Here is a 14,993-nt window from a genome sequence, read left to right as displayed (position 1 = left end):
CGTCCTTTATTTAGCAGCGGGTTGGCTTGCTGCTTTGGCTGCAGGGGCTGAAGCAGCTTGGTTGCTCGCTGCTGCGGGTGCCGCTTTGGCTTTGTTAGGGTCTTCCCACGGTTTGGTTTGGACTTTTTTGGCTTGGGTCATGCCCACCACTGCCATACCGTCGACGATGACTTTGTCACCTTGTTTCAAACCTTCGGTTACCACCCAGTAATTGCCTTGTGAACGGGCAATTTTCACCGGACGTGGCGCGTAAGAGCCGTCTGCATTGGCAATCAATACCACATCACCTTGATTGCTGCGGGTCACCGCTTGTTGCGGTACCAAAGTGGCATTGGCGATTTGTGCTTGCGGCACTTTCACGCGCACATACATGCCGGGCAACAACAAATTGTCAGGGTTCGGCACTTCGGCACGCAAAGACATTTGGCCTGTGGTTTCATCCACGGTCACGTCGGTAAACAACAAACGGCCTTTATGTTCGTATTCAGAGCCATCTTCCATCACGATGGTGACTTCGGGCTGACCATCGACCAAAGTGATGTTGCCGTTTGCCATGGCTTGGCGCAATTTCATGATTTCGCCAGTGGCTTGGGTCAAATTCACATACAAAGAAGAGGTTTGTTGTATCACCGCCAATTTGGTCACGTCGCCTTGACCTACCAGTGCACCTTCAGTAACCAAAGCCTTGCCAATGTGGCCTGAAATCGGTGCCGTGACATAAGCGTAGCCGACATTGATTTGTGCGGTTTTGATGGCGGCTTTGGCCGATTGCACTTGGGCGCGACCCAAACGCTGTTGCGCGATGGCCGCATCGTATTCTTGTTTGCTGATGGCGCCTTCAGCTACCAATGGTGCGTAGCGGGCAACATCGGCATTGGCTTTGGCCAGATTGGCTTCAGCTGTGGCCAAAGAGGCTTTGGCGGTTTCTAAATTGGCAAGGTAAGGCGCGTTATCAATTTGGAACAAAGGTTGACCGGCTTTGACATAGCTGCCTTCAGTGAACAAACGTTTCAACACAATACCGGCAGCACGGGCGCGCACTTCGGCTTCGCGGCTGGCTTCTAAGCGGCCTGGTAATTCATTGGTGATTTCCACATCAGACGATTGTACGGTCAATACCGACACAGTAGGAGGGGGAGGGGCTTTGCCTGCAGCTGCAGCTTTGTCATTGCCACCGCCACATGCCGCCAAAGAGGTGGCGATGATTAAAGCAAGCAAGCTGGTTTTGAAGCGGCGTTTGGTTAGGCTGTTGTCAGGGTGGATATGTGCTGATGACATGTTATGTATCCCTAATTATTAAATGTATGTAATGCCAGTGCAAAACAATAAATGAAAAACTGAGTTTTGTGTAGATAATATGATGCTGCCACAAATCAACTTGCGATTATACATACAATGATGTATGTTTAGTCAATTGAAAAATCCACCTTGACGTTTGTAATACTGTGTAAGCAAATTGGCAATAGGTGATGATTTTAGTGCAAAAATTCCCATTTTTACAGGTCGATATTAAAAGTATACCCATGAAACGTTGCAAACAAGATGCTGAAAAAACCAAATTACAATTAATAGACGCGGCTTGCGAAGTGTTCTATCGCGAGGGTGTGGCACGGGCGACTTTGGAGCAGATTGCACGCGAAGCGGGCGTGACACGCGGCGCTTTGTATTGGCACTTTAACAACAAAGTCGATATTTTGGACGCTTTGTTTCAAGAGACCATGCCCAGTATCGAGGCTTTGCAAGGGCGTTTGGTCGGTTTACAGGCCGATGATTTTTGGTTGGGGTTGGAACAGCATTACATCCATGTGTTGCACCGCTTAGAAACCGAAGAACGCTTTCGCAAATTCTGTACGGTGATGCATTTGAAATGTGAGCAAACCCAAAGCAATGCGCAAGTGGTGGATTTATTGAAGCAATACCGCCACACGTGGATACAAGTCACACAAAACATCGTCGCCGAAGCGGTTGCCAGCACGGCTTTGCCGGCGCAAACCGATGTGATTTTGACCACCAAATTATTGTGTTCTTTACTGGTGGGCATCATGGTGGCGTATTTGGGCGAGGTGGAAGAAAAGAAAGACGTCAGCAAAGTGGTGTCACCCGAACCGATGTTAACCCACATGTTGCGCTTGATGCGACAGTCTCCCATGCTTAAAAATTAAAGTTTTCACACAAGTTTGCGCTGTCTCATTGTGATTGATGTTATATTCACGTCATAATTTGAACGATGACTGATGATCAGTAGGCTAGGGAATATGAGTACAGCGTTGCAACTGGTGCAAAAACAACTGAATGGATTGATTTTGGGGAAGAATCAGGTCTTGGACCTGGTTTTAACCTGTGTGTTGGCCAAAGGCCATTTATTGCTGGAAGATGTGCCAGGGGTGGGAAAGACCACTTTGGCAACAGGTTTGGCCGCCGTCTTGGGCTTGACCTATCAGCGTGTGCAGTTTACCAATGACATGTTGCCTTCGGATTTATTGGGGGTGAATGTGTTTCACCCACAAGAAGCGCGCTTTACCTTTCACCAAGGTCCGGTATTCAACCAATTCTTGCTCGCCGATGAAATCAACCGTGCCTCGCCGAAAGTCCAATCGGCCTTATTAGAGGCAATGGAAGAAGGGCAAGTGTCGGTAGATGGCACCACTTACACCTTGCCCAAACCTTTTATGGTCATCGCCACCCAAAATCCGACCGAACAATTGGGCACATTTCCCTTGCCTGAAAGCCAACTCGACCGTTTTATGATGCGTTTGTCACTCGGTTATCCGGTGGCACAAGCCGAAAAATTCCTTTATGCCCATGGCGACCGGCGGCAGCTATTGCCTAAGTTACAGGCCGCATTGAACAGTGCCGATTTGCAAACCTTGCAACAACAAGTGCAACAAGTGCAAGCGAATGAAGCGGTGGCCGATTATGTGTACCGTTTGGTACAGGAAACGCGCAAACCGGGCATGTTTGTCTTGGGTTTGAGTCCGCGTTCTGGTTTGGCCATCATCGCCGCCGCCAAAGCTTGGGCATTTTTGCAACAGCGCCAATTTGTCATACCCGAAGACATACAGGCCGTGTTCCCATCGGTGGCGAACCACCGCTTGCATTCCTTACAAAGCAATGTTTCTGTAGACCAACTCTTACAAAAGATCATCAAACATGTGGTCGTGGCCTAGACTCAAACGCCAAAAAAGCCTGATGGATACGCAAGAAGCTGTGTCATGGCAACATGTGTCCATACGACCAACCCAATTAGGCATCAATTTGGTGTTGATTGCCGTGGCCACTTGGGTGGCGGCGCTGAATTACGCGGTGAATTTGGCTTATGGCTTGGCGTTTTGGATTTTGAGCGCCACGGCCGTGGCGGCCTTGCTCAGCATACGTCAATTGCTGGGTTTGCGGTTGGACATCCAATTGCCCAAAGAAGTGTTTGCTGGTGACACGGCTGATATCAATATTGCCTTAGATGCCAAAGACTTGCGCACGCGCATGTTGATAGTGCGCTTTATTGAGAACGATGGTGCCAAACACAGCTTGAGCAAGCAAGATTTGAATACCTTACATACGCATGGCCAAGGCCGTGGGCACACGCGCTTGAGCATGCTCACAAGCCATCGCGGCCATGAGCAATTGCCATGGTTGCAACTGATCAGCACGGCGCCGTTTGGTTTGCTAGAGGTGTCGGTGGTGTGTGTGTGCCATGAGACTTTTATCGTCTATCCAGCGCCACAAATCCACACGGTCACGGTTACAGGCCGGCAAGTGGCGGAAGATGCCGGCAACAGCCGCAAAGTGGGTGGCGATGAGGTGGCGTATTTGAAAGCGTATGAAATGGGACAATCCTTACAAACCATTGCGTGGAAACAATATGCCAAAACCGGCAGTTTGCTCAGCAAGCATTTTGAAGAGCCTATGGCCTCGCGTCCAGATGTGATTTCCTACAAAGACTATCCACAAATTCGCTCAGCCGACCAATTGGCGAGCCTGTTGTGCCATCGGGTATTGATGCACAGCAGCGAGCAACAGCATTATATTTTGGAATTACCCAACAGCGTGATCACGCCACAGTCGCAGCAGCGCAGTCTGTGTTTGAATGCATTGGCGGTGATGTAAATGAGCATTTTATCGCAATGGCAAACCCAACAACCGTCAAGCAAATACGCACAAGTGATGGCCTTATTGACCTTGTTGTGGATCGCCTTGCCCTTATTGCAACAATTGCCCTTGGGCGTGAGCCTGTTGTTTGGGGTGTTGATGTTGGTACGCTTGCTGTTGACGATGGTGGGCATAGGCGGCTTGCCCACTTGGCTTAACATCGTGCTGATGTTTGTGGCTGCGGCTGCCGTGTATGGGCAGTTACAAACCATTTTCGGCCAAGAAGGTGGCGTATCTTTATTGCTGTTGATGGCGGTGATTAAATCGTTTGAGGGCAAGACCACGCGCGATTGGCAAGTGTTGTTGGTGGCGGCTTTGTTCTTGGTGGCGGGGGCGCTGTTGTTCCAACAAAGTTTGCAAATCGGCATTTGGTTGGTGTTGTCTTTATTGCTGATTTTCAGCAGTCTGTGTTTGCTCAATGGCATGTCGTGGCAATTCGCTTGGCGCAATACCTTGTGGGCACTGGGGTTGTCTTTGCCTTTGATGGTGGCCTTGTTTTTACTGGTGCCGCGTTTTCCTGAGCCTTTGTGGCGTTTGCCTACCCAACAAAATACCTCTAAGACGGGTGTGTCTACCGAATTGACCATGGGCGATATGGCACAAGTCATTGAATCAAATGAGTTGGCGTTTAATGTGAGCTTCAAGCAAGGTGTCTTGCCCCAACCCAATCAGCTGTATTGGCGGGTGATGGTGATGAACGAGTTTGATGGCAATACTTGGCGCGCGGCCACGCAACAAACGATGTTACAGGACGCATTGCGCATTAGCGGCAAGCCTTTGGACTATGAAATCACCTTGCAAGATTTTGAAGGCCACATTCCGGCCTTGGAGCAGGTGACTCAGTTGGACGAAAGCATGCAATTGCGTGAAAACCAAGTCATTGTGGCCAAACGGCCGTATGCGCAATTGCGCAAAGTGGCGCTGCAAAGCGTGTTAAGCCCGACCATACCTGAGCGTTTAAGCCAAGGCCAAACACGCCATTGGTTGAGCTTGCCCGCACATGGCAATTTGCGCAGCCGTGATTTGGCCCGCACTTGGCGCAGCAGCAGTCAAGATGAGGCAGAAGTGGTGGCAAAGGCCTTGGATTTCTTTAAAACCAAAGGTTTTGCTTACAGTCTGTCGCCGGGCAAATTGCAACAAAACGGCGATCAGATAGACCAGTTTTTATTCGACAGCAAAGTCGGTTTTTGTGAACACTATGCGTCTTCTTTTGTGGTGTTGATGCGCGCAGCCGGCGTGCCAGCACGGGTGGTAACCGGTTATTTGGGCGGTACATACAATGACAATGGCCAGTTTTTACAAGTGCGCGGCAAAGAGGCGCATGCTTGGGCCGAAGTGTGGTTGCCAAGCAAACAAGCATGGGTACGCATCGATCCTACCGCGGTGGTTTCGACCACGCGAATTGATGATGGCATAAATGCTGCTTTACCTGAGCAGATGGGTGCGGTTGAAGGCATGTTGCCAGCGAGTTTGCAAAAGTGGATGGCCAGCTCGCAATTTTACTGGCAGCAATGGGTGGTTAATTACGATGCCGATAACCAACAGGCTTTGTTTGCGCGTTTGGGTATGGGTGCTTTGACCGTGACCAAATGGTTGTTGGTGGCTTTGGTGGTGTTGTGTGTGACCATCGCGCCCGTGTGGTGGTGGTGGCGACGCCAATACCGCCAACGCATCGAACCTTTGAGTGCTGGCTTTATGCTGATTAAGCAGTTTTTCTTCGAGGAAGACAGCGATGAGCGTTGGCATTACGGTGCACAAGACATGCAACAGTGGTTGCAAACGCAACAGCTTTTGACACCCACTTGGCAAAAATTACTGCAGCAATATAACAACTTGCGTTATGCTCAAAATCAAGCTCCAGCAGACCAAAGCTGGCAGTGGTATCGACAAGTAAAAAAGGCGTTAAAAGCAACAAAACGCTGACCATGCTTAAGGGAAAGACAACATGAACCATGTTTACATTGGATTGGGAAATGCTGCCAGAGATGAATTGCGCCATTTTCAGCAACACTATGAATTGTCGGCCATGGATGCCGATACCAATTTGCATGCTGAATACTTTGTCGTCACTGAAAACGAATTACCCGAGTTGTATTTGTTAGACAATGGTTTGTTGGAAACCCAAGACACGCCGCACAACATCCAAACCATCAAAGTCGATGCGCCCAGTTTGAAAAGCGCCTTGCTGTATTTGCGTGAACACCGCTGGCTGAAAATGGATGCCGAGGAGCAGGTGTATTGGACTGAGTTAATCGAAGACGATGTCGAAAACATCGATGAATTGCCGCGCCGCATCTTGCGCTTGAGCTTGGCGCCGACCATAGAACAAGTCCTCTACCATGTGCATGCAGCGTATTTGCGCTTGCAGTCCAAATACGATGATGAAGGCTTGGCCTTGCATTTGTTGGTGGATACCTCCAGTGCGTGGGTCAATGCCATACTTTCAGATGTCATTGTGCAATTGCGCCAACATTATCCGTCTTTGTTTTGCCGCTTAAGCGTGTATTTGTTATTGCCGGCCAATTTCAGTCAAACCAAATTGCCTCCGATACAAAGTGCCGGCCTGTACGCCACTTTGGTGGAGTTCAATGCCTTGCTTAACAATGCATGGATGCCAGAAAACCTATTAAACATCTTGCCTTTGCATGAGGATGGTAACTGGGTGGAAGTGTGTTACATGGTTGAAAGCGATGGCGAAGAACATGATGCGCATGGTTTAAGCGGATTCTTATTGCGCAAATCCACCGTTAAAGAGCAGGTGTGGCAAGAAACGTTTGCGGATGAGTTCGCCCATTTTGAAGACAATCAGTTGATTAAAAAAGACAATTTCGTCAGTTTTGGCATGTTGCGTTTGGCCATATCGGTTGATTATCCGACCGAATACTATAAAAAACTGTTTATCGAACAGGTGTTAAATGCCTTGCTGTATGCCAATTGGCAAGAAAAAACCGGTTATGTCGCCCATGACAACCATGAAGTCAGACAGCAATTCATCCAAAATCTGGACCAATTGATGCAAGACTGGTGTTTGGACTTTGATTACCTGACGCTGAACAAATTGATGACCAATGACCAATCCAAATTGCATCCTAAATGGACATCAATCGAACTGGAATGGCAGCGCAACCGCGCCGAACGCATCAGTGCGGTAGAAGAATTGCCGGCCGCGCAACGCGGAACGGCTTTGGTACAGAAGTACATGGATTTCTTTAAAGAGCGTTTCCGCTTAAAAGGGGTGCAACAGTTTTACCAAATGGAGTGGCCTGAAAATCGGGTCGATGGTTTGGCATTTAAAATCGTGTCGGGCATAGAGAAAACCTTGATCAGCCAATGGTGGAATGAAAGCCGTGGCTTGGCCGATTTGCCGGCGATGATAGTTGCGATTTTGGATTATTTGGAACAGCAATCGGTGAAGTTCAATTTTGAGCGCCGTTCGCATGAGAAAAAAGCGGTCGAGTATTTGGAATTGTACGAAAACTATGTGCAAGAAAAAGTCAGCAAGGGCAAAGGGCGTTTGTTCAGTTCCAGCTCGGTGTCTTTGCCGCAATTAGACGAATATCTGTATGTGGCGTTTACTGAGCGCACCCATGTCAGCGCCTTGTTGTTTGCCGAGCGTTTGTTGCAACGCTTGAAACTGCGTTTGAAAAATCTGCATGAACAAATCAGCCAGATTTTCGATACGCTGACCCACATTCGCGAAAAGCACAGCAAGGTCTTGCATCAAATTGAGCAAATTTCCAGCAAAGGCACGTGGGTGTCCGATCAGCGCGACAGCCACATGCAGCAAGTGGCTTTGAACGTGCATTTGGAAACCGAAAAAATGCATGAGCAAGTGTTTGCGCTGCCGTTTGAAATCAAGAATTATGTTGGTCGCTTCAAAACCCATTTGCGCGAAATTTTCTGGCAACACACCAATTTCAATGTGTTTACCGATTATTTGGTCAAGCTGGAGTTTCAAACCTCGTTGGACAAGATTTCTGAAGCCTATGCCGATCATTTGGATTTCAAATTGTCTGGCGGTCATAAGCGGCCTGAAACCAGTGATTTGATAACCGAAACTGTGCGTTTAACCCCAGAAAACAAATTCAAACAATTTGTTACTTTTGTCAGCAGTTTGACCCAAAAGCCTGAAGAAGGCTATTTGCCCAGTACCAAACGCCAACAAGTGCAAGTGCGCCATACCGATTCAAAATTGTTTGCGCCTGCATGGGTCAAAACCGTCAATTCGCAGATGATTTTGGCGCAAATGCTGTACACCAGTGGCTTGCAATCCAGTGACATCCAAATCACGCCGGATTTGAACAATTATTTGGACTTGGTCAACGTTTATCACTTGGACATGAAAGCCTGGCCTGCCATTGTGCACATGGCCAGCGTGTATCAAAACAGTTTGGACCGCTATGACGATGTGAAACGGGCATATTTCCAATGGCATGCCGAGCACCGCTTGGTGGATTGGTATGATCATGGCTTAATCGAGCCCGAATACACCGCCGAAGATGTGCGCTACATCGTGATTAAGGCGTATGCCGTGTCTTTGATCAATGTGGAGCTCAAAGGCACAGACATCCGCTTGACCTTAAGAGACAGCAATCAAATGTTGACCGATGATTTTGCACCATTGGCGACGGTGATTAAGGAAATCAAAGTCACCGATTTGGTGAGTTTGGAACGCAAGCTCAAAGCCGTGACCACCATTCATAATTTGTCTACCCAATATCAACGCCGCTTGGAGCAATTGTTACATCAATTTAAGCAGTCGTTCTTTGAATTGGACGAGGAGGAAGACGAAGAGTGGATGGCCGCTGGCTTGTTTGTGGCATGGCAACGCACCACCCAAAAAGTCTTGCAAGAGCTGATGCAGGAATAGGCTAGGCCTGTTTCTTTTGCTTGCGGCGCTTTTTTTGCTCGCGCAGCATTTGAATCGCCAGTTGTTTCTCGGTTTCCGAACCAAATTCAATGTCGCGCATGGCTTGGCGTATCGCAGCCGCATCCATAGCGGCCTGTATTTGCTCTTCCACGTGCTCGTCTTGGTTATGCACTTCCACTTTTTTCTGCGCATTGGCATTGGCCGTGGCTTTGGCAATTAATGCAAATGGATCAAATGCCGGTTTGCTTGCTACAGGTTCTGTGGTGGTAGCGCTGGCAGCCAAGGCTTTCGCCGCTTGCATGGCCTCGCGTTTGGCCAAGCGCTCGTGTTGTTTGCGTGTTTCTAGTTTCAGTAAGCGCTGATTGCGCAAATCAAAACGCTGTTTCGCATGTTGTGCCGCCTTATGGGCACTGATGTGTACCGGATGGTGCACACGTGGCAGGAAGGCATCGTCGACCGCTACCAAATCAATGCAATCGACAGGACAAGGTGGTACGCATAAACCACAACCCGTACATTCCAAAGCCAACACATCGTGCATGCGTTTGGTGGCACCGACGATGGCATCAACCGGGCAGGCTTTGATGCACGCAGTACAACCTATGCACACATCTTCATCAATCACCGCCAATACTTTAGGCGCATCGGTTTTGGCTAGATCAGCCGGCTCCAATACCGGAACTTGCAACAACTCGGCTAAGGCCGCAATCGTACTGCGCCCACCGGGTGGGCACAAATTGATGGCCGATACGCCTTGGTCCAGCGCCACTGCATACGGAGCACAGCCAGCAAAACCACATTGTCCACACTGGGTCTGCGGTAATAAGGCTTCGATTTGCTGCACTGAATTCATGACGGTTCCAACGGCTACAGAGAAAGGCCGTTATTGTAGCACAAGCGTGTGAAGGGCAGAAAAGCGGCCTGTAAAGAGGAAATGGTTTGGTTTTGCTGCCTTGTGTCTATAATTGACTATCTGACAGTGAACGGCGTGGTCGGCGACGTGGTCAGAGCGGATGATTTCTAAGCTGCCTATACGGCAGTGAACACATACAAAATTACTACGTACAGTGCGACATTTTTCTAAGCTGCCTATACGGCAGTGAACGGACTGTCGGTTACTGCCAAGCCTTTCAAATATTTCTAAGCTGCCTATACGGCAGTGAACCAGCAAGTTGTACCAAGGCGAAGCACCAACACTTTCTAAGCTGCCTATACGGCAGTGAACAGACCCTACCCAACCTTTAACGGTGGCCGAGTTTTCTAAGCTGCCTATACGGCAGTGAACCTAGACAATATCTGCACTTCAGCCACCTGCTTTTTCTAAGCTGCCTATACGGCAGTGAACAATGGCTCAGAATTGCGCAATATGCAGCAACTTTTCTAAGCTGCCTATACGGCAGTGAACATCACACAGCGGCCGGCGCTCCTCGGCAGACATTTCTAAGCTGCCTATACGGCAGTGAACACAAGTTTGTGTCGTGGATTTCAGCCCAAGTATTTCTAAGCTGCCTATACGGCAGTGAACTGAACTTCAGCAACGCGTTTAGCAACGCTTAATTTCTAAGCTGCCTATACGGCAGTGAACTTGTAATCATATTGGTACTTATATTCCCAATTTTTCTAAGCTGCCTATACGGCAGTGAACCAGCGGCTATTCCGTGTGCGATTACAGCACTTTTTCTAAGCTGCCTATACGGCAGTGAACTGTAAAGATTTCAACAGAAACCCGTCCATTTATTTCTAGGGCGTGTTCTCATTTCAAATCTGAAATAAGCCACTCCTAAAACTTATGTTATAGAATGAAATATATGTTTATTTGATAAAAGTTTTAACATGGCCCGCCGAGTTTTAACCGATGATATTTGGCTGCAAATTCAAGATACCATGAAGTTTTATGGCTGCTACCGTTCCAAAAATAGCAAAAATATCATGGAGGCCATTTTGTGGAAACTTCGCACTGGAGCGACATGGCGAGATATTCCTGAAGATTTGTGTCCTTGGCAAACGGCTTACAATCGCTTTAATCGCTGGGCCATCAAGGGTTTATGGGACAAGTTTTTTTTAAACTACGAGGCGTATTGGATACAGAACGGGTATTCATCGACGGAAGCTACGTCCGCGCTCATCAGCATGCGAGTGGAGCTAGGCGTGGTGAGGCTCGAGCAATTGGCCGTTCACGAGGTGGCGCAACTACAAAAATACACTTGGCCGTCGACGCGAACGGACATCCGCTTGATTTTGAAATCACTGGGGGCGAAACCCACGACAGTCAAGTTGCACCGCAGCTGATCGCCTTGGTTCAAACCGGCCATTATTTGGTCGCTGATAAGGGCTATGACTCTGAAAAGATAAGAGAATCTTCAAGAAAACATGGAATGATTCCCGTCATCCCTAGAAAATCCAACAGCACCAAAAGTAATCCGGAATTTAGCCGTTATTTATACGGCTTACGCTATGTGGTTGAAAATGCATTTGCCCGCTTGAAGCATTTCAGAGGTATTGCAACGCGTTTTGACAAATTAGCCCGCAATTACAAGGCCATGCTACGACTGGCTTGTATCTTTATTTGGTGTAAGGCCAAATGAGAACACGCCCTAAGCGGCCTATACGGCAGTGAACGCAGGATGGTATTTTATTGATTTTTGCTTCTTGTTTCTAAGCTGCCTATACGGCAGTGAACGCTTGTTACGCGGCGTTATTCAATTTGTACATTTTCTAAGCTGCCTATACGGCAGTGAACAATCCGTTGGGAAAGTCGACTTTTTGGACGATTTTCTAAGCTGCCTATACGGCAGTGAACATAGCCTGTCATTTGTTGGCTTTCATTGGCTGGTTTCTAAGCTGCCTATACGGCAGTGAACTCGGGTTTGCAGACAAATTTAAAGCCGCTCGTTTTCTAAGCTGCCTATACGGCAGTGAACCGGTCGGATTCTCTGGCTCAGGTTCTTTTGGTTTTCTAAGCTGCCTATATGGCAGTGAACATTTTGTGAAAGTGCACAAGGTGACACCTTGATTTCTAAGCTGCCTATACGGCAGTGAACAGGGCAGCTTGGAGGATGGCATCTGCACTGCTTTTCTAAGCTGCCTATACGGCAGTGAACCGGTGGTGTGGCTGGCCGGTGGTGTGGCTGGCTTTCTAAGCTGCCTATACGGCAGTGAACGCCTTTTCAACCCTATTTGTTCTGACAGTTCGGTTTCTAAGCTGCCTATACGGCAGTGAACTATCACAGCCATATGTCGCTTGTGATACTCAGTTTCTAAGCTGCCTATACGGCAGTGAACCCTTTCACCAAGATGCAAAGCAATGCTTTCAATTTCTAAGCTGCCTATACGGCAGTGAACGCATCAGCGATAGCAGCTTCAACCGTGGCCAATTTCTAAGCTGCCTATACGGCAGTGAACGGTACAGCGTTCGCAGTCATCGCGTCCTGAACTTTCTAAGCTGCCTATACGGTAGTGAACCACATTTTTTTGTGTCTATCGGCGCGGCATTATTTCTAAGCTGCCTATACGGCAGTGAACGCGTCACGGTACATTGAGACAAGTTTTTTCCATTTCTAAGCTGCCTATACGGCAGTGAACACGCGATGACTGCGAACGCTGTACCTATTGTTTTTCTAAGCTGCCTATACGGCAGTGAACTACGGCGTTGGCCGCGATATTGGGGGCATGATTTTCTAAGCTGCCTATACGGCAGTGAACGAAGGTGGTACCAATGCAGCCACTCACCCGTTTTTCTAAGCTGCCTATACGGCAGTGAACAATTTACTCGTAGCTCTTCAGGCCAATCTCTCCATTTTCTAAGCTGCCTATACGGCAGTGAACCTGTGGGAGCATCTTTGCCAGGCTTTTCCAGTTTTCTAAGCTGCCTATACGGCAGTGAACTACTTTGCCTATTTTTGAGGCTAAAACAACGTTTTCTAAGCTGCCTATACGGCAGTGAACCGTCGCAAGCTGCAACAGCTTGGCAGCGAATTTTTCTAAGCTGCCTATACGGCAGTGAACGCCGCAATGCCGTCGCAGGCATCGTCCACCGTTTTCTAAGCTGCCTATACGGCAGTGAACTTTCATCTTGGCAAGACACCATGCGACTGAATTTTCTAAGCTGCCTATACGGCAGTGAACATTCATGAAACGCAATGGTTGAGCGGATGAAATTTCTAAGCTGCCTATACGGCAGTGAACTTTTCCAGCAGCGTGATGGACAGGCGCCCGCCTTTCTAAGCTGCCTATACGGCAGTGAACGGCGGCCTGATAAATCGCAGCCTTGCCCTGTTGTTTCTAAGCTGCCTATACGGCAGTGAACATTTTGTGACAAATTACACAGTGACACCTTGATTTCTAAGCTGCCTATACGGCAGTGAACATTTTGTGACAAATTACACAGTGACACCTTGATTTCTAAGCTGCCTATACGGCAGTGAACTAATTCTCGGCTTGTTTTAGCTGCACCATCGATTTCTAAGCTGCCTATACGGCAGTGAACGATCCGGGGTTCTGTCAGCAATCATGTGCTTATTTCTAAGCTGCCTATACGGCAGTGAACATGAAAGTTCAGGTATCCCGCGGTGTTGATGTTTTCTAAGCTGCCTATACGGCAGTGAACCCAATAGCCGTTACGACGGCAATCTGTCTAGTTTTCTAAGCTGCCTATACGGCAGTGAACTTGGAGCATAAAATTGCAAACACCATCACAGTTTTCTAAGCTGCCTATACGGCAGTGAACGCTTGTGCGCTACTGGTTGCGTTATTTCTTGATTTCTAAGCTGCCTATACGGCAGTGAACAACACACTGGTAACGTATTGTGATAACTACATTTTCTAAGCTGCCTATACGGCAGTGAACCGTTGTAGGTATGCAGACAAGTCAACCGAAACTTTCTAAGCTGCCTATACGGCAGTGAACAACATCGCATTATTGATGCAAGCGCAAATACATTTCTAAGCTGCCTATACGGCAGTGAACTTGGCTTGTTTGGCAGTCATGTGCTTGGCAATTTTCTAAGCTGCCTATACGGCAGTGAACACTGGGTGCGACGAGCAGACAACATCAATACATTTCTAAGCTGCCTATACGGCAGTGAACAGGGCAAGTTCGATGCCAGCACTTACCAAATTTTTCTAAGCTGCCTATACGGCAGTGAACATCTCTCACGACTGGCGACTTTTTATTCACAATTTCTAAGCTGCCTATACGGCAGTGAACGCCGCTTAATGCGGTCTTAATTTTTGGAGCATTTTCTAAGCTGCCTATACGGCAGTGAACCAAGACCTTGGATATGCAATCAAACCTCCGTTTTTCTAAGCTGCCTATACGGCAGTGAACCTTGGGTTAAAGACTACGGTGAACGCTTCATTTTTCTAAGCTGCCTATACGGCAGTGAACGAATTTACACCTGCTTTCGCGGGTTTTTTAATTTTCTAAGCTGCCTATACGGCAGTGAACAATTGATTTACTAGAACAGTAAAACCCGTCAATTTCTAAGCTGCCTATACGGCAGTGAACTGAATGATGCGTTCTTTGACCAAAACCCGTTTTTTTCTAAGCTGCCTATACGGCAGTGAACGCACCTCATCTAAAGAAATACCACCACCAATATTTCTAAGCTGCCTATACGGCAGTGAACATAGAGCGCGGCAAAGAGGGCACTACAGCACATTTCTAAGCTGCCTATACGGCAGTGAACCGGTCATGTTGGCTTTCTATACAGGTTTGCAATTTCTAAGCTGCCTATACGGCAGTGAACCACCTACGCGCCCACTTTCAAGTCCTGATGACTTTCTAAGCTGCCTATACGGCAGTGAACCAAGCATTGCGGCCAATTTTTTAACACAAGCTTTTCTAAGCTGCCTATACGGCAGTGAACCGGTACCGGCGCGGAGCCATAGCGATGGAAGCTTTCTAAGCTGCCTATACGGCAGTGAACGAATTATTGCAAAGGCTGGAGGAGCATCCTCATTTCTAAGCTGCCTATAC

Annotated in this window: 8 protein-coding genes and 2 CRISPR repeat arrays (1 of these 10 only partly in view); of the genes, 6 read left to right on the top strand and 2 right to left on the bottom strand. The window is 48.0% G+C overall.

All coding sequences use genetic code 11. From position 1 onward, the window contains the following. Positions 1-6: 6 nt before the first annotated feature. On the bottom strand, positions 7-1,278 hold the full coding sequence (locus BN3003_RS15020; protein WP_058357446.1) for an efflux RND transporter periplasmic adaptor subunit: 1,272 nt from the start codon (positions 1,276-1,278) through the stop codon (positions 7-9). A 245-nt stretch (positions 1,279-1,523) separates the two neighbouring features. Here BN3003_RS15020 and BN3003_RS15015 point away from each other — a divergent pair, with 245 nt between their 5' ends. The 5 genes from BN3003_RS15015 (at position 1,524) to BN3003_RS14995 (ending at position 9,016) form a co-directional block, all read left to right on the top strand. Further along, the gene (locus BN3003_RS15015; RefSeq protein WP_159061470.1) at positions 1,524-2,162 is read left to right on the top strand and encodes a TetR family transcriptional regulator; all 639 of its coding nucleotides are present in this window, start codon (positions 1,524-1,526) and stop codon (positions 2,160-2,162) included. Positions 2,163-2,255: 93 nt separating this feature from the next. Then, a complete protein-coding gene (locus BN3003_RS15010) occupies positions 2,256-3,167 on the top strand; it encodes an AAA family ATPase (protein WP_058357444.1) in 912 nt (303 codons plus the stop codon). Beyond that, the gene (locus tag BN3003_RS15005) at positions 3,151-4,104 is read left to right on the top strand and encodes a DUF58 domain-containing protein (protein WP_058357443.1); all 954 of its coding nucleotides are present in this window, start codon (positions 3,151-3,153) and stop codon (positions 4,102-4,104) included. Before BN3003_RS15010 ends, BN3003_RS15005 begins: the two co-directional genes overlap by 17 nt. Next, entirely contained in the window at positions 4,105-6,069 is a 1,965-nt protein-coding gene (locus BN3003_RS15000) for a transglutaminase TgpA family protein (protein WP_058357442.1), read from the top strand. A gap of 22 nt (positions 6,070-6,091) precedes the next feature. Then, on the top strand, positions 6,092-9,016 hold the full coding sequence (locus BN3003_RS14995) for a hypothetical protein (protein WP_058357441.1): 2,925 nt from the start codon (positions 6,092-6,094) through the stop codon (positions 9,014-9,016). A gap of 1 nt (position 9,017) precedes the next feature. Here the strand turns inward: BN3003_RS14995 and BN3003_RS14990 are convergent, their stop codons facing one another. After that, on the bottom strand, positions 9,018-9,869 hold the full coding sequence (locus BN3003_RS14990) for an RnfABCDGE type electron transport complex subunit B (RefSeq protein WP_058357440.1): 852 nt from the start codon (positions 9,867-9,869) through the stop codon (positions 9,018-9,020). 164 nt (positions 9,870-10,033) lie between these two features. Further along, a CRISPR array of direct repeats spans positions 10,034-10,721; the repeat unit is 28 nt; unit sequence TTTCTAAGCTGCCTATACGGCAGTGAAC. Positions 10,722-10,849: 128 nt separating this feature from the next. Here BN3003_RS14990 and BN3003_RS18490 point away from each other — a divergent pair. Beyond that, positions 10,850-11,601 (top strand): IS5 family transposase gene (locus BN3003_RS18490; RefSeq protein WP_407701092.1). Its coding sequence is split into 2 segments (ribosomal slippage): positions 10,850-11,081 and positions 11,081-11,601, totalling 753 coding nucleotides; the frame shifts between segments, so codons are not numbered across the junction. Positions 11,602-11,606: 5 nt separating this feature from the next. Then, positions 11,607-14,993: direct repeats of the CRISPR family, unit length 28 nt; unit sequence TTTCTAAGCTGCCTATACGGCAGTGAAC; it runs 310 nt beyond the window's last position.

It is taken from the genome of Vitreoscilla massiliensis (assembly GCF_001457815.1).
In the GTDB taxonomy this organism is placed as follows: Bacteria; Pseudomonadota; Gammaproteobacteria; order Burkholderiales; family Neisseriaceae; genus Vitreoscilla; species Vitreoscilla massiliensis.
The sequence above is the reverse complement of the archived record's forward strand: the minus strand, read 5'-3'. Positions and strand labels throughout refer to the sequence as shown.

Coding starts and splice junctions, on each gene's coding strand:
- BN3003_RS14990 (WP_058357440.1), bottom strand. CDS start 9,869: ATGAATTCAGTGCAGCAAATCGAAGCCTTATTACCGCAGACCCAGTGT.
- BN3003_RS14995 (WP_058357441.1), top strand. CDS start 6,092: ATGAACCATGTTTACATTGGATTGGGAAATGCTGCCAGAGATGAATTG.
- BN3003_RS15010 (WP_058357444.1), top strand. CDS start 2,256: ATGAGTACAGCGTTGCAACTGGTGCAAAAACAACTGAATGGATTGATT.
- BN3003_RS15020 (WP_058357446.1), bottom strand. CDS start 1,278: ATGTCATCAGCACATATCCACCCTGACAACAGCCTAACCAAACGCCGC.
- BN3003_RS15000 (WP_058357442.1), top strand. CDS start 4,105: ATGAGCATTTTATCGCAATGGCAAACCCAACAACCGTCAAGCAAATAC.
- BN3003_RS15005 (WP_058357443.1), top strand. CDS start 3,151: ATGTGGTCGTGGCCTAGACTCAAACGCCAAAAAAGCCTGATGGATACG.
- BN3003_RS15015 (WP_159061470.1), top strand. CDS start 1,524: ATGAAACGTTGCAAACAAGATGCTGAAAAAACCAAATTACAATTAATA.